The organism is Nocardia sp. NPDC051990, from assembly GCF_040680755.1.
Classification (GTDB): Bacteria; Actinomycetota; Actinomycetes; order Mycobacteriales; family Mycobacteriaceae; genus Nocardia.
This window is the reverse complement of record NZ_JBFAXH010000001.1, coordinates 244,075-262,632: the sequence shown is the minus strand read 5'-3', so window position 1 is coordinate 262,632 and position 18,558 is coordinate 244,075. Positions and strand designations below refer to the sequence as shown.

At 65.5% G+C, this 18,558-nt stretch carries 18 protein-coding genes and 1 pseudogene; 7 read left to right on the top strand and 12 right to left on the bottom strand.

Annotated features, from left to right (window positions below; all coding sequences use genetic code 11):
- The first annotated feature begins 169 nt into the window (after positions 1-169).
- The 5 genes from AB0L63_RS01230 (at position 170) to AB0L63_RS01210 (ending at position 5,329) form a co-directional block, all read left to right on the top strand.
- Complete coding sequence (locus AB0L63_RS01230) at positions 170-976, top strand: TIGR00730 family Rossman fold protein (protein WP_364492983.1); 807 nt, start codon at positions 170-172, stop codon at positions 974-976.
- Positions 977-996: 20 nt separating this feature from the next.
- Complete coding sequence (locus AB0L63_RS01225; RefSeq protein WP_364492980.1) at positions 997-1,602, top strand: TIGR00730 family Rossman fold protein; 606 nt, start codon at positions 997-999, stop codon at positions 1,600-1,602.
- Positions 1,603-1,606: 4 nt separating this feature from the next.
- The gene (locus AB0L63_RS01220; protein ID WP_364492978.1) at positions 1,607-3,376 is read left to right on the top strand and encodes a long-chain-acyl-CoA synthetase; all 1,770 of its coding nucleotides are present in this window, start codon (positions 1,607-1,609) and stop codon (positions 3,374-3,376) included.
- A gap of 130 nt (positions 3,377-3,506) precedes the next feature.
- Positions 3,507-4,391, top strand: a complete 885-nt coding sequence (folP, locus tag AB0L63_RS01215) for a dihydropteroate synthase (protein ID WP_364492976.1) — start codon at positions 3,507-3,509, stop codon at positions 4,389-4,391.
- Positions 4,388-5,329 carry a glucosyl-3-phosphoglycerate synthase gene (locus AB0L63_RS01210; RefSeq protein WP_364492973.1) on the top strand — a complete coding sequence of 314 codons (942 nt, stop codon included), beginning with the start codon at positions 4,388-4,390 and terminating at the stop codon, positions 5,327-5,329. Before folP ends, AB0L63_RS01210 begins: the two co-directional genes overlap by 4 nt.
- A 203-nt stretch (positions 5,330-5,532) precedes the next feature.
- Here the strand turns inward: AB0L63_RS01210 and AB0L63_RS01205 are convergent, their stop codons facing one another.
- The 5 genes from AB0L63_RS01205 to sigE all read right to left on the bottom strand — a co-directional run bounded on the left by AB0L63_RS01205 (position 5,533) and on the right by sigE (position 9,859).
- On the bottom strand, positions 5,533-6,387 hold the full coding sequence (locus AB0L63_RS01205; protein WP_364492971.1) for a hypothetical protein: 855 nt from the start codon (positions 6,385-6,387) through the stop codon (positions 5,533-5,535).
- Between the two features lie 174 nt (positions 6,388-6,561).
- The gene (gene tatB / locus AB0L63_RS01200; RefSeq protein ID WP_364492969.1) at positions 6,562-6,978 is read right to left on the bottom strand and encodes a Sec-independent protein translocase protein TatB; all 417 of its coding nucleotides are present in this window, start codon (positions 6,976-6,978) and stop codon (positions 6,562-6,564) included.
- Between the two features lie 55 nt (positions 6,979-7,033).
- On the bottom strand, positions 7,034-8,605 hold the full coding sequence (locus tag AB0L63_RS01195) for a trypsin-like peptidase domain-containing protein (protein WP_364492967.1): 1,572 nt from the start codon (positions 8,603-8,605) through the stop codon (positions 7,034-7,036).
- A 10-nt stretch (positions 8,606-8,615) separates the two neighbouring features.
- Positions 8,616-9,002 (bottom strand): hypothetical protein, encoded by a 387-nt coding sequence (locus AB0L63_RS01190; protein ID WP_364492965.1) that lies wholly within the window; start codon positions 9,000-9,002, stop codon positions 8,616-8,618.
- Between the two features lie 89 nt (positions 9,003-9,091).
- Entirely contained in the window at positions 9,092-9,859 is a 768-nt protein-coding gene (gene sigE / locus AB0L63_RS01185; protein ID WP_364492963.1) for an RNA polymerase sigma factor SigE, read from the bottom strand.
- Positions 9,860-10,152: 293 nt separating this feature from the next.
- On the opposite strand from sigE, the gene AB0L63_RS01180 reads away from it, so the two are divergent.
- Complete coding sequence (locus AB0L63_RS01180; RefSeq protein ID WP_364493945.1) at positions 10,153-10,791, top strand: O-methyltransferase; 639 nt, start codon at positions 10,153-10,155, stop codon at positions 10,789-10,791.
- A 518-nt stretch (positions 10,792-11,309) separates the two neighbouring features.
- On the opposite strand, the gene glgC is transcribed toward AB0L63_RS01180, so the two are convergent.
- Positions 11,310-12,524: a glucose-1-phosphate adenylyltransferase gene (gene glgC / locus AB0L63_RS01175; protein WP_364492961.1), complete on the bottom strand. Its 1,215-nt coding sequence runs from the start codon at positions 12,522-12,524 to the stop codon at positions 11,310-11,312.
- A 137-nt stretch (positions 12,525-12,661) separates the two neighbouring features.
- On the opposite strand from glgC, the gene glgA reads away from it, so the two are divergent.
- Positions 12,662-13,819: a glycogen synthase gene (glgA, locus tag AB0L63_RS01170; protein WP_364493942.1), complete on the top strand. Its 1,158-nt coding sequence runs from the start codon at positions 12,662-12,664 to the stop codon at positions 13,817-13,819.
- On the opposite strand, the gene AB0L63_RS01165 is transcribed toward glgA, so the two are convergent.
- The 6 genes and pseudogenes from AB0L63_RS01165 to AB0L63_RS01140 form a co-directional block, all read right to left on the bottom strand.
- On the bottom strand, positions 13,820-14,668 hold the full coding sequence (locus AB0L63_RS01165; protein ID WP_364492959.1) for a putative RNA methyltransferase: 849 nt from the start codon (positions 14,666-14,668) through the stop codon (positions 13,820-13,822). It abuts the gene before it with no gap.
- Complete coding sequence (locus AB0L63_RS01160; RefSeq protein WP_011211259.1) at positions 14,655-14,822, bottom strand: DUF3117 domain-containing protein; 168 nt, start codon at positions 14,820-14,822, stop codon at positions 14,655-14,657. Before AB0L63_RS01160 ends, AB0L63_RS01165 begins: the two co-directional genes overlap by 14 nt.
- A 212-nt stretch (positions 14,823-15,034) precedes the next feature.
- Positions 15,035-15,619: a DNA-3-methyladenine glycosylase I gene (locus tag AB0L63_RS01155; protein ID WP_364492957.1), complete on the bottom strand. Its 585-nt coding sequence runs from the start codon at positions 15,617-15,619 to the stop codon at positions 15,035-15,037.
- 374 nt (positions 15,620-15,993) lie between these two features.
- A pseudogene (locus AB0L63_RS01150) lies at positions 15,994-16,263 on the bottom strand (DivIVA domain-containing protein); the annotation flags it as partial.
- 178 nt (positions 16,264-16,441) lie between these two features.
- On the bottom strand, positions 16,442-17,578 hold the full coding sequence (locus AB0L63_RS01145) for an Mrp/NBP35 family ATP-binding protein (RefSeq protein WP_364492955.1): 1,137 nt from the start codon (positions 17,576-17,578) through the stop codon (positions 16,442-16,444).
- 20 nt (positions 17,579-17,598) lie between these two features.
- A complete protein-coding gene (locus tag AB0L63_RS01140) occupies positions 17,599-18,462 on the bottom strand; it encodes a lytic murein transglycosylase (protein ID WP_364492953.1) in 864 nt (287 codons plus the stop codon).
- Between the last annotated feature and the right edge of the window lie 96 nt (positions 18,463-18,558).

Below are 18,558 nucleotides of genomic sequence, written 5' to 3'. Positions count from 1 at the left end.
AAGGTTCGGAGAGGCGGGGGAGCCGCCTAAAGGTTCGGAGAGGCGGGGGAGCCGCCTAAAGGTTCGGAGAGGCGGGGGAGCCGCCTAAAGGTTCGGAGAGGCGGGGGAGCCGCCTAAAGGTTCGGGGAGGCGGGGGAGCGAGGCGGACCAGCCCGGTAGCGTGGGCGCCATGTCCACCGAAGCCGCCGATAACGAGATCGCAAGCCCGCCGAAGTCGACACCCAAATTCCGCGGACCGATCATGTTCCGTCGCGATCGCAAACCGGGTGGCACCGCCGACCAGAACCTGTTGGACCGGCACGGACCCAGCGATTGGGTGCATACCGATCCGTGGCGGGTACTGCGCATCCAGGCCGAATTCGTCGAGGGCTTCGGTGCGCTCGCCGAACTGCCGCGCGCGGTCACTGTATTCGGTTCGGCCCGCACGCCGACTGGGCATCCGGAATACCACGCTGCCAAGGCCATCGGCGGCGCGCTGGCACAGGCCGGATTCGCGGTGATCACCGGCGGCGGTCCCGGCGTGATGGAGGCCGCCAACCGGGGCGCGTCGGAGGCGGGCGGGTACTCGATCGGACTCGGCATCGAGTTGCCGTTCGAGCAGAGCCTCAACGAATGGGTCGACCTCGGCATCAATTTCCGCTATTTCTTCGCGCGCAAGACCATGTTCGTGAAGTACTCGCAGGCATTCATCTGCCTGCCGGGCGGATTCGGCACCCTGGACGAACTGTTCGAGGCGCTCACCCTGGTGCAGACCCATAAGATCACCCGCTTCCCGATCATCCTGTTCGGCAGCAAGTACTGGGCCGGGCTCGTCGACTGGCTGCGCGATTCGCTCGGCGGCTCCGGCAAGATCTCCCCGGGCGACCTCGGCCTGCTGCATGTGACCGATAGCGTCGAGGAGGTCGTGCAGATCATCCTGGCCACCGCGGACGGTGCCACCGATACCGACGCCCTCGGGACGGAGGATCAGTGGTGAGTGGCCGCGGCGAACGAATAATGAACACAGCCGCGCGCGGATACGCGGTCTGCGTCTACTGCTCGGCCAGCACCGCCGATCCGGCGATGCTCGCCCTCGCCGCCCGGGTCGGCACCGAGATCGCAAGGCGCGGTTGGCAATTGGTCTCCGGCGGCGGTCATGTCTCGATGATGGGCGCGGTCGCCACGGGTGCCCGTGCGGGTGGTGCGTACACCCTCGGAGTGATCCCGAAACGCTTGGTGCACCAGGAAGTAGCAGATGTCGATGCCGACGAGTTGATCGTCACCGACACCATGCGCCAGCGCAAACAGGTCATGGAGGACCGCGCCGACGCCTTCCTCGCCCTGCCCGGCGGCATCGGCACGCTGGAGGAATTCTTCGAAACCTGGACCGGTGGTTATCTGGGCCAACATGGTAAACCGGTGGTCGTACTCGACCACAACGGTTTCTATCGAGGTCTTTTCGACTGGTTGGATGAACTGTTCGACCGGAAGTTCGTATCTCAGTCGGCCATGGCCCGGATCACCGTGGTCAACGATCTGCCCGCGGCCTTCGCGGCATTGAAACCGGTGCGGGCATCCGAGGCGGTGCAGGAGCTGGGTACCATTTTCGACGAGGAGGTCTGACACTGTGGGCACCGCAGCCCGAACCAAGGTCAGCCTGTTCGACATTGTGAAGCGGTTGCCGCCCATGGCATTCGACGCACCGTCCATGGTGCGCGGCGCGCTCGGCATGCTGGTGCGGGCGGATGACAAATCGTCGGTCGGGCTGTACTTCCAGCGCAAGGCGCGCCGGCATCCGGACCGGCCGTTCCTGAAGTACGAGGGCCTTACCTTCAGCTACGGCGCGGTCAACGCGCAGGTGAACCGGTACGCGCGGGTGCTGGCCGACCGTGGCGTGCGCCGCGGTGACGTGGTCGGCGTGCTGATGACCAACCGTCCGGAAACCCTGTTCGTGGTGCTGGCCACCGTGAAACTCGGTGCGGCGGTCGGTTTGCTGAACCACCACCAGCGCGACCAGGTGCTCGCCCACAGTTTCGGATTGCTCGACAGCGTGCTCAATGTGGTCGGCGAGGAATGCCGGGCGGCATTGGACTCACTCGCCGAACCCCTTGCCAATGTGCTCTTTTCACAGGATCTGCACAAAATGGCCGAGGATGCCGATCCGGCCGATCCGCCGAGCTGCGCGCAGATCACCGCGAAGGAACGCGCCTTCCTGATCTTCACCTCCGGCACCACCGGCCTGCCCAAGGCCAGTGTCATGACACATCTGCGCTGGACCAAGAGCATGTCCGGACTCGGCGGACTCGGAATTCGCCTGCACGGCAAGGACACTCTGTATTGCTGCCTGCCGCTCTATCACAACAACGCACTGACCGTCGCGCTGTCGTCGGTGCTCGCCGCAGGCGGCACCTTCGCACTCGGTAGGCAGTTCTCCGCCTCCCGGTTCTGGGACGAGATCATCCGGGAGCAGGCAACCGCGTTCATCTATATCGGTGAACTCTGCCGCTACCTGCTCAATCAGCCGGACAAGCCGACCGATCGGCAGCACCGGGTCCGGCTCATCGTCGGTAATGGTCTGCGGCCCGAGCTGTGGGACGAGCTCGAGCGCCGTTTCGGCATCGGCAGGATTGTCGAGTTCTACGGTGCCAGCGAGGTGAATATCGCCTTCGTCAATGCCTTCGGGGTGGATCGCACCGCGGGCTTCGGGCCGTTGCCCTATGCCATCGTCGAATACAACGATGCGACCGGAAAGGCCAAGCGCGACAAGGACGGTCGGCTGCGCCGGGTGCCGGGCGGCGGGGTCGGCCTGCTGCTGGCCAAGGTCACCGACCGCTCGCCTGCCGATGGCTATACCGATAAGGCCGCCTCCGAGGCGAAGCTGGTTCGCAACGGTTTCGAGGACGGCGACGTGTGGTTCGACACCGGTGACCTGGTGCGCGATCAGGGCTGGCACCATATCGCCTTCGTCGATCGGCTCGGCGATACCTTCCGCTGGAAGGGTGAGAATGTCGCCACCACCGAGGTCGAGGGGGCACTCGCCGAATCCGACGCGATCTCGCAGGCGGTCGTCTTCGGTGTGGATATCCCCGGCACCGATGGCAAAGCGGGCATGGCGGCGGTGACGCTGTACCCGGACGCCGAATTCGACGGCCGCACACTCGCCGAGCTGGCCTACTCCCGATTGCCCGGCTATGCGGTCCCATTGTTCATCCGGGTCGTCACCGAACTCGAGCAGACCTCCACCTTCAAGAGCCGCAAGGTCGAACTCCGCAAGCAGGGTTACGCGCCCGACGCCGACAGTCGGCTGTATGTGCTCGCCGGCCGCACCGACGGCTATATCCCGGCCTACGACGAATACGCCGCCGACGTCGCCGCGGCTCGCGCGCCCAAGAACTGACCACGAGATCACCGGTTCCGTGAGCACATCGGGTCCGCCCAGTCCTCGATCAGGACCTGAACGCGAACCGAGTGGCACTTATTTGTACGGCCTAAGTACCCGGGGCGGCGGGGAAGCTACAGTCGGTTGCATGTTCAGCCCCACCGCAGCGCCGCTGCCAACCTTGTGCGGCAAGCCGGTGGCGACGGATCGGGCGCTGGTCATGGCCATCGTCAACCGCACTCCCGACTCCTTCTACGACCAAGGCGCCACCTTCTCCGACGCGGCCGCCATGGATGCGGTAGCGCGCGCTGTCGACGATGGCACCGATCTGGTCGATATCGGTGGGGTGAAGGCCGGTCCGGGCACCGTGGTCGATGCGGCGGAAGAGGCTTGTCGCGTGGTCCCGTTCGTCGCGGCGATCCGGGAGAAGTATCCGGAGCTACTGATCAGCATCGATACCTGGCGCGCCGAGGTAGCCGAGGCCGCCGTCACCGCGGGGGCGGATCTGATCAATGACACCTGGGCGGGCGCCGATCCGGATCTGGTGCACGTGGCCGCCGATCGCGGCGTCGGCATCGTGTGCAGCCACACCGGCGGGGCGCTCCCGCGCACCCGTCCGCATCGGGTGCGTTATGCCGACGTGGTGGCAGAAGTAACCCAAACCGTGCGGCGCGCCGCCGAAGAGGCGGCCGCGGCCGGGGTTCGTAAGGATTCGATTCTGATTGATCCGACCCATGATTTCGGCAAGAACACTTATCACGGGCTCGAGTTGTTGCGGGGAATCGACGTTCTTGTAAATACCGGATGGCCAGTCTTGATGGCGCTGAGCAACAAGGATTTCATCGGGGAGACTTTAGGTGTCGGTCTATCCGAACGGTTGGAGGGCACATTGGCAGCAACAGCATGGTCGGCGGCCGCCGGCGCCCGAGTCTTCCGAGTGCACGAGGTTGCCGAAACCCGGCGCGTCGTGGACATGATCGCCGCGATACAGGGCATCCGGCCCCCCGCACGAACCCTGCGAGGTCTGGTATGAATTTCCACCACCACGAGAGCCCCGTCTGGGGGACGACGAATACCTGGGACACCCCGGACTGGACGGTCGACGAACTGATCGCCGCCAAGCGCGGACGCACCGTTTCGGTGGTGCTGCCCGCACTGAACGAAGAGAACACTGTCGCCGATGTGGTGGCCAGTATTCGACCGCTGGTCGGCACCCTGGTCGACGAGCTGATCGTGCTCGATTCCGGATCGACCGACACCACCATCGAATGCGCGCTGGCCGCCGGCGCCGAGGTGATCAGCCGGGAACAGGCCGTCCCCGAACTCGATCCGTTGCCGGGCAAGGGCGAGGTGCTGTGGCGGTCGCTGGCGGTGACCAGCGGCGATGTCATCGCCTTCGTCGACTCCGATCTGATCGACCCGGATCCGGCCTTTGTGCCGAAGCTGCTCGGCCCGCTGCTGCTCGTCGACGATATGCATCTGGTTAAGGCCTACTACCGCAGGCCGCTGCGCCAGGCCGGTGCCGTGGACGCACACGGTGGCGGTCGCGTCACCGAACTCGTAGCCCGTCCATTGCTCGCCGCTTTGCGTCCGGAACTGTCGCAGGTGCTGCAGCCGCTCGGCGGCGAATACGCCGGCACCCGCGAACTGCTCACCTCGGTGCCGTTCGCCCCCGGCTACGGCGTGGAGATCGGCTTGCTCCTCGATACCTACGACCGCCTCGGCCTGTCCGCGATCGGTCAGGTGAATCTGGGTGTGCGCACCCACCGCAACCGCCCGCTGGCCGATCTCGGCGTAATGAGCCGTCAGATCCTCGGCACCGTCTTCAACCGCAGCGGCGTCCAAGATTCCGGCGCCGCCCTGACCCAGTTCCACCTGATCGGCGATGCTTTCACCGCGCACAGCACGGAGGTCTCCCTCGCCGACCGCCCGCCGATGAATACGCTGCGCCCGGCCTGCGCCGCAGCCTGAACCGACGAAGATCCCTGGTGCTTTCGAGTGCCCATCCGGCTCGACGGAGCCTTGCTGATTTTGGTTGCCGCCGCTACGTGGTCGAGCGTCGAACCCGCGCTTGGCGTGCGTCCCGCAGTGCGTGGCCTAGTCGACGACGCTGAAGTGTTGTTCCGCTGAGGTCTGCCTTTCTCGGTGCCAAAAGGTTCCGGAAGTCGAACAACTCAGCGTCTGAGGCGGGAGATGGCTCTGGGCTCGGCGTCGTGCCGGTACACCGGTGTGAGCAGATCGGCATCGACCGGCTCGCCGGTGGAACGGTCGTAGCGGATGGCGACCAGCACCGAAAACAGATGTGCGGCAGCGCGTTCGTGCAGCGTGGCCAATCTGGTTGCGAGCAAACGGATTGCGCCGAGGGAACCGGGCGGATGCAGGCCGTCGATGATCAGCGCGGTGCCGCGTCCATCGGGACGCGGGAGGCGGGCGATATAGGCGATATCGTGCGGTTCCGGTCCGCCCGGCCGGTATACCCGCCGGGCCGCCCGATCCTCGATGCCGCGCCGAGCGTCCCCGGCTCGTGCCACCGCACGCCGCAGTCGCGGATCCGCCGCGATGAGTTGACGGATGCTCGGGGACAGTTCGGGCCCGCCGAGCACGATCAGTCCGTCGCGGTTCAGGTCAACGGGTCGGCCCGGCAGGAAGTGTTCGACCGTTGCCGTGAAGCCGAGTTCGCGCAGTAGCTCCACCAGTCGTTGCGCCGCGTTCGGATCCGGTGCGCCGAGCACTCGGCCACCGCGAACCTCCGGAGCGATTATCGTGAGCGATCCGTGCCCGAAGAACAGACCTTCCGGCACGGGACCCTGGGTGCTCACCTGATGGATTCGCGCACGGGAAAGTCCCGCCGCCGCACCGATTCTGGCGAAGGTCCAGCCTTCGGCATGAAGTTCCCGGATCACCGCCCTGCGGATACGGGTCAGTTCGTTGATGGTCTGTTGGGCCGCCGCCACCCCATCGGTGGCCGCCTTGAGTCGCTCGACTTTATCTTCGATCGCGAAAACGCGCGCCACGTCATCGGCCGACATGTGCGAAGTCTAGACATCTCGACACCGTGTTGCGTCTAGTCTTCTTGACGCACAAGCACTTTTCCTGCTCTAGCGACTACACGGAGCGAGTCTCGACGGCTCGGACGCCAGACACCAGAGGGCCGCGAACACGCCGCACCGCGCCGCCAAAAACCCAGCGCTGCCAAAACCCAGTTAGGTCGCGTCGGTGTCGATCGGCGGACGTTCGTTGCGCTCCAACGGCTTTTCGAGCTTGGGCATCGGGTAGTCCGGCATGCCGCTGCTGGTGCCGAGCAGGCCCTGGTTATCCGGGATCGCCTTCTCGAATTCGCGGAAGACCGAATCGTCGCCATTCAGAAGATGTTTGGTGACCATCTGGCGCGGCGACATCTGGCGCAGCTCGTTCAGATCGGCCAGCGGCTTACGCAGGTCCTCGAATTCGGGCCCGAGCTCCTGCTGCAGCTGCTGGGTCGCACCGCTGGCATAGTCGCGGACTTTGCGCAGGCTCTGCGTGGTCCAGCGAATCGCCCCGGGCAGTCGCTCCGGGCCGAGGATCACGAGGGCGGCGACGAGGAGGATTACCATCTCGCCCCAGCTGATGTTGCTGAACACGAATCCAGGCTACCTGGGCGGATGTGGCCGAGCCGCTCCGGATGTCATCCGCGGATCAGTCCGATTCCAGCGTGACCGGTACGTCCACCTGCCTGCCATCCCGGATCAACTGTACGTTCACCGTGTCGCCGATCCGGCGCTGCTGCACGGCGACCACCAGCTCGTCCGGGCCGGTCACCTCGCGATCGCCGATCTTCACGATGACGTCGTTCTCGACGATGCCGGCCTTGGCCGCGGGCCCACCGGGTTCCACGTCGGCGACGGCCGCGCCGCTCATCACATCATTGGCGACCTGCTTGCTGCGGGCGCTGAGACCGATTTTCGGGTGGTGCACCTGTCCGTCGCGGATCAGGGTCTGCGCGATACTGGTCACCATATCCACCGGAATCGCGAAGCCGAGGCCGACCGAACCACCGGTCTCACTGCGGATCGCGGTATTGATGCCGATGACCCGGCCGTCCATGTCCACCAGGGCACCACCGGAGTTACCCGGGTTGATCGCGGCGTCGGTCTGCACCGCGTCGATGACGGCCTTGGTATCGCTGCCCTCACCGGACAGCGCCACCGGACGGTGCAGAGCACTGACAATGCCGGAGGTGACGGTCTTGCTCAGGCCGAGCGGCGAACCGATCGCCAGCACATCGTCACCCACCTGGACGTCCTTGGACTTGCCCAGATTGGCGACAGTGAGATTCTTCACATCGACCCGCAGCACCGCCAGATCGGTCTTCGGATCGCGTCCGACGATATTCGCGGGCACCCGGCTGCCGTCGGAGAAGGTCACCTGAATGGCGGCCCGGTTCGACTTATCCTGTGCCGCCATCGAAATCACGTGATTGTTGGTCGCGATGTAGCCCGCACCGTCGATCACGACACCGGACCCGGTCGCGCCATTGTCACCGACCGTGACGCGGATCGAGACCACCGAGGGCAACACCGCATTGGCCACCTTGGCGATCAGGCCGTGCGGGCGCTCGATCTCACCGGACTGTTCGAGGGTTACCTTGCGTGAGGTCAACGGTGAGGTCGCCTCCGCGGTCAGCCGGCCGACCAGGCCGCCGAGCACACCGATGGCGAGCGCGACGGCCGTGAGCAGGGCCAGCGCCTTGGGCGCCACCTGGGAGCCGAAGAGCACCTCCCTGGCCGAGAGCTTCCGCGCCTGCGGCAGCGGTGCGGGTCGCGGGGTGGCGACGGCTGGTGCGCCGAGGCGGGCGGCGGCATCGGGATCGCGCCACGGATCGGCCGGACCGGCCACCGGCGCGTCGGTGTCGGCGACGTCGGGATCACGCTGCAGGAGTTCGGTGGAGCCAGCGGGGCGTCCGAATGCTTCGGCGAGTACGGCGTCGGGCGGGCTGTTGTGCAGTTCCGGGCCGAGCTGCGGAACGCTCGAGCCGGTCGGCTCGGGCTGCTCGCCGAATGAACCGGCTTGGCCGGCCGGGCGACGGAACGTGTGCGCCGTGTGACTGTCCACGTGGGGGCGGTAGACCGGGCGCGGTCCGAGTACGGGCGCGTCCGACGGCCTCAGCGGGGCGGGTGAATTCAGCTTCCCCCTGGTTGCCGAATCGGTGGTGTCGCCTGTGGTGGGCCGCGATTCCGACGGCCCGGAATTCGTCGATTCGGTGGTCACTCGCCAAACTCTACTTGCGCCACCAGGTTGTCCACCGGGTCGCGGTAAACGAATCGGTCAAAAATCCGAAAACCGCCTCATTGCGCGGGCTTCCGGCGGGCGACTGGCTGGCCGCGCTCGTCGCGCCGCCGGGCAGTTCGGCGAGCGGAATACGGGTGAGACTGTCGTGCAGGTCGGTCGGAATCGACACCTGGCCGGCCCGGCGCAACGCGACCCGCGCCTGCTGCTGTGCGTCGACCTCCGCCGCACATTCGGGGCAGACGGAAAGATGTTGGGCGGCACGCAGATAGGCATTCATCCGCAGTTCGCCGTCCACATAGGCCGCGATCGCCTCGCTGGCCAGATGCTCGGTGGGACGGAAACGGGGACGACCTGACGTGCTGGCGTCGCCACTCATTCAGTGCTCACCTTCCAACCGACATCATCCACTCCTACGCTCGACCGAACGGATATCCGGCCGTCGGGTGCGGTTCGGCTTCCGCCGGATCACCCCAGGTTCGCGTCAGCAGCGAATCGCTGCTCACTTCCATTATGCGCAAGGTAGTCGCGCAGTGCCTGACGGCCGCGATGGATGCGGCTGCGCACGGTGCCGAGTTTGACACCGAGGGTCGCACCGATCTCCTCGTAGGACAGGCCCTCGATATCACAGAGCACGACGGCCGCACGGAACTCCGGAGCCAGCGAATCCAGGGCGGATTGCAGGTCGGGATCCAGGCGGGCGTCGTGATAGGCCTGCTCCGGACTCGGGCCGTCGGCGGGCACCCGGTCGTAATCCTCGGGCAGCGCCTCCATCCGGATCCGATTGCGTCGGCGCACCATATCGAGGAACAGGTTCGTCGTGATGCGGTGCAGCCAGCCCTCGAAGGTGCCCGGTTGATAATTCGACAGCGAACGGAATACCCGGATGAAGGTTTCCTGGGTCAGATCATCGGCGTCCTGAGCGTCGCCGGAAAGTCGGTAGGCCAGCCGGTAGACCCGGTCGGCGTGTTCGCGGACCAACTCGTCCCAGGACGGCATCGCGGAACGGTCGCCCGTCGCATCGAAGGCCGCGGTTCCGGTCAGCTCGACTTCGGTGCCGTCGTCGTCGTGCATTTCGGTCTCCATCGAGAGAACTTGCGCCGCTTCCGTCGAGAGAGTGTGCGCTGGCAGGGTGGCGAACTCGCGCACCGCCCCGGCCTGAGCGACTGGCCCGGAGGCGGGAGTTTGCGTAATCACGGAGGGCACCGGGACCGCAGAAAAAGACCCTCTGTCCATGTGGATGGTGATACCTCCTACTCGGGACCGTGGCAGCTGGCGGCGATCCGGGTCTCGGATCGTCACGTAGGGTTACAACAGACGAGCGGTATGTCGTTGTTCCCGCGTCCCCGTGCCGGTCGGTCGGTCGGTCTTACGTGCCATACTCTTTCTTGCCTCGATATGCCGGGGGTATGGAGATCCTGAGGGACACCTGAGAATCCGTCCGCTGCCCCCCGACAAACAATTAATCGCTCGGCCACGGGATAACGCTTCACCGATGAGCCAAACTTGCGACTTCGTGCCCTAGATTCATAGGCGTGGCATCGAATCTGGAGCGAAACCTCTCCTACGTGGAGGAATCCGTCGTGGAAGACGAGGTCCTCATCAGCGCGCGTGAGCGGGCCACTGAACTCGGTGCCTTACCTGTACCACCCTCGGTCGGCGCCCTGCTGAGCATGTATGCCCAGTTGCTCGGCGCGCGTGCGGTGGTCGAGGTGGGGACGGGCGCGGGGATCAGCGGGCTGTGGCTACTGGATGGTATGCGCGAGGACGGGACCCTGACCACCATCGATTCCGAACCCGAGCATCAGCGCGCGGCCAAGGAGGCATTCCGCACCGCGGAGATTCCGCCCGCGCGTACCCGATTGATCAACGGCCGAGCCCTCGATGTGCTGCCTCGGCTCGCCGACGGTGCCTATGACCTGGTATTCATCGATGCGGCCCCGCTCGAGCATCCGCAATACGTCGCCCAGGCCGTGCGGCTGCTGCGGGTCGGCGGCGCGATCCTGCTGCACAATGCGCTGCTCGGCGGCCGGGTTCCGGACCAGACCCAGCGCGATCCGGCAACCCAGGCCGTGCGCGCCGCGACTAGGGCGATCGCCGAGGATCCCGAACTCACGAGTGTGCTGATTCCGGTCGGTGACGGTCTGCTCTGCGCATCGCGCGGCTAGTAGAAATCGGCCATATCGGCCACATGATCAAAGCTGGACGAGCACGCGGCGGTTGCCTGGTGCCCGCACTTCGCATTCTGATTTTCCGCATGGTGCTGGCCATGTTGGTGCTGGGGTCAGTAATACCGATTTCGGTACCAAGTAAACGAAAGTCCCGCCGACTCCCGGTCCCTGCGCACCGTTCTACCCAGTCACCGTCGCGCCACCGGAACCCGGCCCGCGATAGCCGTCGGAAATATTCGCGCGAAACCGCCGCCGACTGGGTATCAAGGAGTAGAGGATGTCCCGCGGTGGCCATCGGGGAGAGGTTCAGTGTGTTTCGCGACGATGATCGAGATCGCCCGATCAACTGGGGCCGGTCCGCGATTGTGCTTGTACTGGTGCTCGGTCTCGCCGTTGTCCTGATGCTATTGGTCGTCACTGCCGATTTCGGCGATAAGTCGCCGACCACGTCTGTGCCGAAGACACCTGGCCCCTGCGCGCCGTTCTGTCCGACGAATCCGTCGTAGCGATTTCGGCTAGACCCAGACGCCCTTGCCGACCGTCACCACGCCGCCGTTGCTGACCGCGAAACGATCGCGATCCCGGTCCAGATCCACGCCGATGATCTCGCCCTCGCCGACGACCACGTTCTTGTCCAAGATCGCGCGCCGCACCACCGCGCCGCGTCCGATCCGGACGCCGGGCATCAGCACGCTGCCCTCGACGGTCGCGCCGTCGTCGACCATGACATTGGAGCTGAGTACCGAATTACGCACGGTCGCGGCCGAGAGGATGCAACCGGCTCCGACCACGCATTCCTGCGCGAGCCCGCCCTGCGCGAATTTGGCGGGCGGCAGATTCTCCGCCGCACCGCGAATGGGCCAGTGCTTGTTATAGAGATTGAAGACCGGATGTACCGACACCAGATCCATATGCGCCTCGTAGAAGGCGTCGATGGTGCCGACATCGCGCCAGTAGCCGCGATCGCGTTCGGTGGCGCCGGGTACCTCGTTGTCGGCGAAGTCGTAGACCGCGGCCTCGCCCGCGGCGACCAGCGCCGGGATGATGTCGCCGCCCATGTCGTGATCGGAATCGGAGTTGTCGGAATCGGCGCGGATCGAATCGACCAGCACCTTGGTGGTGAACACGTAGTTGCCCATCGATGCGAAGGTGACGTTCGGATCGTCCGGTGTGCCCGGCGGATGCGCGGGCTTCTCCAGGAATTGGATGATCCGCCCGGACTCGTCGGAATCGATGCAGCCGAACGCGCTGGCATCGCGGCGTGGCACCCGGATGCCCGCGACCGTGACGCCCGCGCCGGAGTCGATGTGGTGCTGGACCATCTGCTCCGGATCCATCCGGTACACGTGATCGGCACCGAAGACCACGATGTAGTCCGGGTCCTCGTCGTAGATCAGGTTGAGCGACTGCATGATCGCGTCGGCGCTGCCGGTGTACCAGCGCGGACCGAGCCGTTGCTGCGCGGGTACCGGCGTGATGTATTCACCGGCGAAACCGGAAAGCCGCCAGGTCTGCGAGATGTGCCGGTCCAGTGAATGCGATTTGTACTGGGTGAGCACACACAGGCGCAGATAGCCCGCGTTGACGAGATTGCTGAGTACGAAGTCGATCAGGCGATACGCACCGCCGAAGGGTACAGCCGGTTTGGCCCGATCCGCGGTGAGGGGGAACAGGCGCTTACCCTCGCCACCGGCGAGCACGATCCCGAGTACGTGCGGCTGGCTCCTCACACCTGCCAAACTACCGCGCGACGCGGGTACAGGTGGCCCATGCCAAAGTGAACGTCTAGTTTGAAGCCGTGAGTTTCGGCACTGGTGGCGGGGGTGCGGGGGCGGGGGCCGGCGATCACGGCCGGCTTCGCATCGCGATGTTGACGCGCGAATATCCCCCCGAGGTGTACGGCGGGGCAGGTGTCCATGTCACCCAGTTGGCTGCGCGGTTGCGGCAGTTGTGCGAGGTGACGGTGCATTGTATGGGGGTCCATCGCACGGATGCCGTAGTGCACCAACCGGATCCGATGCTCTACGCTGCCAACGCCGCGATGCAGATGCTGTCGGCCCAGCTGCGGATGGCCGATGCCGCGGGTGAGGTGGACGTGGTGCATTCGCATACCTGGTATACCGGGCTGGCCGGACACCTCGCCGCAACGCTCTATGGGATACCGCATGTGTTGACCGCCCATTCGCTGGAGCCGCGGCGGCCGTGGAAGGCCGAACAGCTCGGCGGCGGCTATCGGCTGTCGTCCTGGTCGGAGCGCAATGCCGTCGAATACGCGGACGCGATCATCGCGGTGAGTGAGGGTATGCGCCACGATGTGCTCGACGCCTATCCGACGATCGATCCGGACCGGGTGCATGTGGTGCACAACGGTATCGACGCGGACGTTTGGCATCCGGGACCGCCGGTCGGGGAAACCAAGACCATCCTGGACGAATTGGGCGTGCGCGCCGACCGGCCGATCGTGGCCTTCGTCGGTCGTATCACCCGGCAGAAGGGTGTCGGGCATCTGCTCGCTGCCGCCCGCGACTTCGATCCCGAGATCCAGTTGGTGCTGTGCGCTGGTGCGCCGGACACTCGCGAGCTGGAAACCGAGGTGGCCGCGGCCGTCACCGAACTCACCGCGTCGCGTGGCAATGTGTTCTGGGTGCGCGAAATGCTGCCGACCGAGCAGATCCGCCAGATTCTGGCCGCGGCCACGATGTTCGTGTGCCCCTCGGTCTACGAACCGCTCGGGATCGTGAATCTCGAGGCCATGGCCTGCGCGACCGCGGTGGTCGCCTCCGATGTCGGCGGCATTCCCGAGGTGGTCGTGGACGGACAGACCGGTCGCCTGGTGCACTACGACGCGAATGCGCCAGAGCAGTACGAACACGATCTGGCCGCGGCGGTCAACCAGGTCGCCGGTGATACAGCGCTCGCCGCCGGATTCGGTGCCGCCGGACGTCACCGCGCCATTGCCGAATTCGACTGGCTCCGGATTGCCGCTCAAACCGTCGCGATCTACGACCAGGTCCGCAAATTCTGATCAGCCGGAGTACGGGCGGTAGGTCGAGATCTGGACCGAGGCGGTTACCTCGAGCGTGTCCGGAAGCGCATCTAGATACCGGGTCGCATGGTGGGCAGACGGGCCCATCGCCACGACATTGCCGATATCGGTGCGAGTGAGTTTCATCGGGTACTCGACGACAGTGCGTTCCGCGGCATCGAAGTGACCGGACATGGCATCGGTGAGACGACGGCCTTTGTCCGGATCGACCGTCACCATACCCAGTGGGCCGACGAGCTCGGCCAGATGACGTGGGGTGGGGGTGGCGACGACGAAGCGGCCCTCGGCGCTGAGGACCCTGGCGACTTCACCCGGATTACGCGGGGCGAATACCGACAGCACCCGATGCAGCGCACCGTCGCGAACAGGCAGTCCGCGCCAAGCGTCGGCGAGTATCGAGGCGGCACGCGGATGGGCGCGGGCGCAGCGGCGGGCCGCGGGTTTGGCCACATCCAATGCGATCCCGATGGCCGGGACGGCTTCGAGCACGGCGGCCAGATAATAGCCGGTTCCGGCACCGACCTCGAGCACGGCGGCACCGTCGAGCACTGGATCGTCGGCCGCGATGGCCGTGGCCACCGCTTCAGCGATCGGCGCGAAATGTCCCCCGACCTGGAACGCGGCCCGCGCGTCCAGCATTGCCGAGGTATCGCCGGTCATTTTCGTCGACGCACCGGTCAACAGGCTGACGTAACCCTGTTTGGCGATGTCGAAACTGTGCCCGTGTCCGCAGCGCAGCGCCCGATCCCGCGACTCCATTGCGGAGCCGCATTCCGGACAGGCCAGCAGACCGGCCACATCAGCGAGTGTGGGGTTAGCTGGTGACACTCTTCAGTTCGTCACCGAGCGCTGCCGCTTCATCCGGCGTGAGCTCAACGACCAAACGCCCGCCACCCTCGAGTGGAACCCGCATCACGATTCCACGCCCTTCCTTGGTTGCCTCGAGGGGACCATCCCCGGTGCGGGGCTTCATGGCCGCCATCCTCTGCTCCCTCCAGATCTGCGCGATATGCTGCGCACTTTCTTGGAACTCCAGTTGTCACCAACCAGTGAGCTCGCCGGCATTTGGCGAGCTACACCCGTCCCATTCTTCCCTATCGCCGGAGTGGACGGATACCTGACTTCGAAATGTGATCGCTCGGCCTGTGTTGGACGGCCTTCCGCTGACCCTTTCGAGTGACCCGCAAGCAGTTGTTACGGTACCCAACAATCGGCCAGGTGGTCGTCGACCATTCCGGTCGCCTGCATCAGTGCGTAGGCCGTCGTCGGGCCGACGAAGCGGAACCCGCGGCGCTTCAACTCCTTTGCCAGAGCTATGGATTCGGCAGTGGTAGCGGGCACCTCGGCAACCGTGCGCGGGCGCGGCCGGATGGCCGGTGCGAAGGACCAGATCAACTCGTCGAGTCCGGACTCGAGGTTGGCGGCCACCCGGGCGTTGGCGATCGACGCCTCGATTTTGGCCCGGTTGCGGACGATGCCGGTGTCGGCCAACAGCCGCGCCACATCGTCATCGCCGAAGGCGGCGACCCGCTCGATCGCGAACCCGGCAAATGCGGTGCGGAAGGCCGGACGCTTGCGCAGGATGGTGATCCACGCCAGTCCCGATTGGAATGCCTCGAGGCACATGCGTTCGAACATGGCGTCATCACCGTGCAGCGGTTTGCCCCATTCGTTGTCGTGATAATCCCGATAAAGCTGGGAGCCCTCCGACCATGGGCAGCGGATCTTGCCATTGGATTCGGTCGTATCCTGCGCGGATACGGTGATTTCCGCGGTCATTTCCGGTCCAGCCCGAATGGTGCGTGCTGCTGCATGTTCGGTATCTGATGTGCGCCGGGGATCTGATACGCGACCGGAGCCTGCGGCGTGGCGGCGGATGGTTGCGCGGTCGGCGGCTGCGCGATCATGCCGTTCGGCGGGACGGGTGTGGCTTGCTGGGCGGTCGGTGGCTGGGCTGCGGTGTTGTTCGGCGGGGTCGGTGGTGGCTGGACGGTCGGTGTCTGCGGCTGGGCGATTGCGCCGTTCGGTTGTACGGTCGCGGCCTGCGGCTGCTGGTGCGGTGCGCTCGACTGCGGCGGCTGCTTCGGGAGTTGGACGTTTGGCGGCTGGGCACTCGGTGTCTGGGCGCTGGGTGTCTGAGCACCGCATGCCTGCGCCAATTGGAGCTGCAGCTCATCGATTCTGGCCGCGAGCCGGGTCAGCGCCCAGTCCACTTCACCGGCTTTATAGCCACGCACCACCTGCTGGAAGCGCAGGGCGCGCACATCCGCCCCGCTGATGCCCTCGGCGGGCAGCACGGTCGCCGTCGTCCCCTCGGGCAGTGGTCCGAGTTCCTCGGACCGCCCGAAGACCGCACTGGCGAGCAGGAACAGCACTGCGGCGACCAAACCGACGATCAACACATACAGCAGCAGCGTGAGCATGTCCCCGAGCTTATTGGCTAGGTCCGACACCGGGCCTGTCCGCCTCCCCGAATCTTCAGGCGCCAGATTCAGTCGCGACAACTGTGACGTTGGCGGTCGGCGGTGGAGCTGCGCGCAAGTCAGCCCGTCCCCCATGAGTTACCCATGTCCGTACGAAATCAGTCGTCGCCCTGAGCTTTTACAGGTGCCGAGTCGTATCGATTCCGAGCGACATACCCGCGAGTCCGCGGCGTCGCACCGAGAGTTTTTCGGCGATCTCGAGCAGTGCTTTGGCCGCTGGATTCTCCGGATCGCACAAGACGATCGGGGTGCCTTCGTCACCCGCCACGCGCAACCCTTGCTCGATCGGAATTTGGCCCAGCAATGGCACATTCGCTCCGACAGCCCGGGTGAGACGCTCGGCCACGGACTGGCCGCCACCGGAACCGTAGAGGTCCATTCGGGTGCCGTCGGGCAGATCGAGCCAGGACATATTCTCGATAACGCCCGTGATCCGCTGCCGGGTTTGCAGTGCGATCGCACCGGCGCGTTCGGCGACCTCGGCGGCGGCGGGCTGCGGCGTGGTAACCACCAGGATCTCCGCGTTCGGGATCAGCTGCGCGATGGAGATCGCGACATCGCCGGTGCCGGGCGGTAGATCCAGCAGCAGCACATCGAGATCGCCCCAGAACACATCGGCAAGGAATTGTTGCAGTGCGCGGTGCAGCATCGGACCGCGCCACACCACCGGCGTATTGCCCTGGGTGAACTGCGCGATGGAAATCAGCTTCACATTGTGCGACTGCGGCGGCATGATCATCCGCTCGACCTGCGTCGGGCGCGCGTCGGTACCGAGCATTCGCGGAATCGAGTGGCCGTAGATATCCGCGTCGAGCACACCGACGGACAGCCCGCGCGCGGCCATCGCGGCAGCGAGATTGACTGTGACACTGGACTTTCCGACGCCACCCTTGCCGGAGGCCACCGCGTACACGCGGGTGAGCGAACCGGGTTGGGCGAACGGGATGACCGGATCAGCGGAGTCGCCACGCAGCTGCTTGCGCAGGTTCGTGCGCTGCTCATCGCTCATCACATCGAGGTCCACTGTGATCGCGCCGACGCCGGCGACGTCGGCCACCGCCTTGGTGACCCGCTGTGTGATCTCGGTGCGCAGCGGGCAGCCCGCCGTCGTCAGATAGACCTCGATATGGACATTGCTGTCGGCACCGATCACGATGCTCTTCACCATGCCCAATTCGGTGATCGGTTTGCGGATCTCCGGGTCGTCGACCTTTGCGAGGGCTCCCCGTACATCCGCTTCCGTAACCACTGGCATGGCACGAATTTTACGTTGTGTCAGATTCGCGGCAGGTCCCCGGGCTTCGGTGCGATACCGGAGGCGTAGGAACCGGCCCACGCCATCACATTGGCGACGTAGGCCATGGAGTTGTTGTAGCGCAGGATCGCCTTGGTCTGTTGGGTGAGATCGCGCATATTCAATCCGCCGTCGCACAGGTACCGGCCCGCGGTCAGCGCCGCGTCGAACAGATTCTGCGGATCGGCGATGCCGTCGCTGTTACCGTCGGCGGCGTAGCGCTTCCAGGTCTCCGGCAGGAATTGCATCGGGCCGATGGCGCGGTCATATCCGCTGAGCCCATCGAGCGCGCCGCCGTCGGTATCGCGAATGACATGGTTGCCGGCGAGGCTGCCGTCGAGGACCGGACCGTGGATCGGTGTCAGCGGATTGCCGTCCGCGTCGGCCTTGCCACCGAAGGCGTGGGTCGATTCGACTCGGCCGATCCCGGCGAGCAGATACCACGGCATGCCGCACACCGGATTCTCGGCGGCGAGTGTGCGTTCGGCGTTCTGATAGGCGGCGACGGCGACGCCGGGAATGCCGAGCGGGCCGGGTGGCAGTGCGGCCGGTTGCCTATCATCGGGCAGCGCAACGGTTTTCACGATCGGCGGTGCGCTCGGCGACTGCTTTGCCATTGCGTGCGCGACGTTTTCGATCGCCGCCGGTTCCGCGGCGACGGCTGGTATCGCCGCTCGGTCATCTCGCTCGTCCTCCGGAATGTGTTGCAGGACAGACGATGCGGTCGGATCGATGGTGCCGGCGGATGCGGCGACAGCCACGAGTCCAGCGGGGACCAATCCGGTCAATGCGATAACGGAGCTGCGCTTGATCGTCGCAGGTGACTGCTTTCGGTGACGCCCCACTGTGTGGTGACCCTCCCATTGGCTCGGTAACGAGCCCTTCGTGATGGAACGAAGTCGAGGGTACCGCATTCGAGATCTTTTTGTTACTGCTTCGTT

Bases quoted from the DNA above. Each gene is read 5' to 3' on its own strand.
- AB0L63_RS01230 (WP_364492983.1), top strand. From the start codon at position 170: ATGTCCACCGAAGCCGCCGATAACGAGATCGCAAGCCCGCCGAAGTCG.
- AB0L63_RS01225 (WP_364492980.1), top strand. From the start codon at position 997: ATGAACACAGCCGCGCGCGGATACGCGGTCTGCGTCTACTGCTCGGCC.
- folP (WP_364492976.1), top strand. From the start codon at position 3,507: ATGTTCAGCCCCACCGCAGCGCCGCTGCCAACCTTGTGCGGCAAGCCG.
- AB0L63_RS01210 (WP_364492973.1), top strand. From the start codon at position 4,388: ATGAATTTCCACCACCACGAGAGCCCCGTCTGGGGGACGACGAATACC.
- AB0L63_RS01205 (WP_364492971.1), bottom strand. From the start codon at position 6,387: ATGTCGGCCGATGACGTGGCGCGCGTTTTCGCGATCGAAGATAAAGTC.
- AB0L63_RS01190 (WP_364492965.1), bottom strand. From the start codon at position 9,002: ATGAGTGGCGACGCCAGCACGTCAGGTCGTCCCCGTTTCCGTCCCACC.
- sigE (WP_364492963.1), bottom strand. From the start codon at position 9,859: ATGGACAGAGGGTCTTTTTCTGCGGTCCCGGTGCCCTCCGTGATTACG.
- glgA (WP_364493942.1), top strand. From the start codon at position 12,662: ATGTTGACGCGCGAATATCCCCCCGAGGTGTACGGCGGGGCAGGTGTC.
- AB0L63_RS01160 (WP_011211259.1), bottom strand. From the start codon at position 14,822: ATGGCGGCCATGAAGCCCCGCACCGGGGATGGTCCCCTCGAGGCAACC.
- AB0L63_RS01155 (WP_364492957.1), bottom strand. From the start codon at position 15,619: ATGACCGCGGAAATCACCGTATCCGCGCAGGATACGACCGAATCCAAT.
- AB0L63_RS01145 (WP_364492955.1), bottom strand. From the start codon at position 17,578: ATGCCAGTGGTTACGGAAGCGGATGTACGGGGAGCCCTCGCAAAGGTC.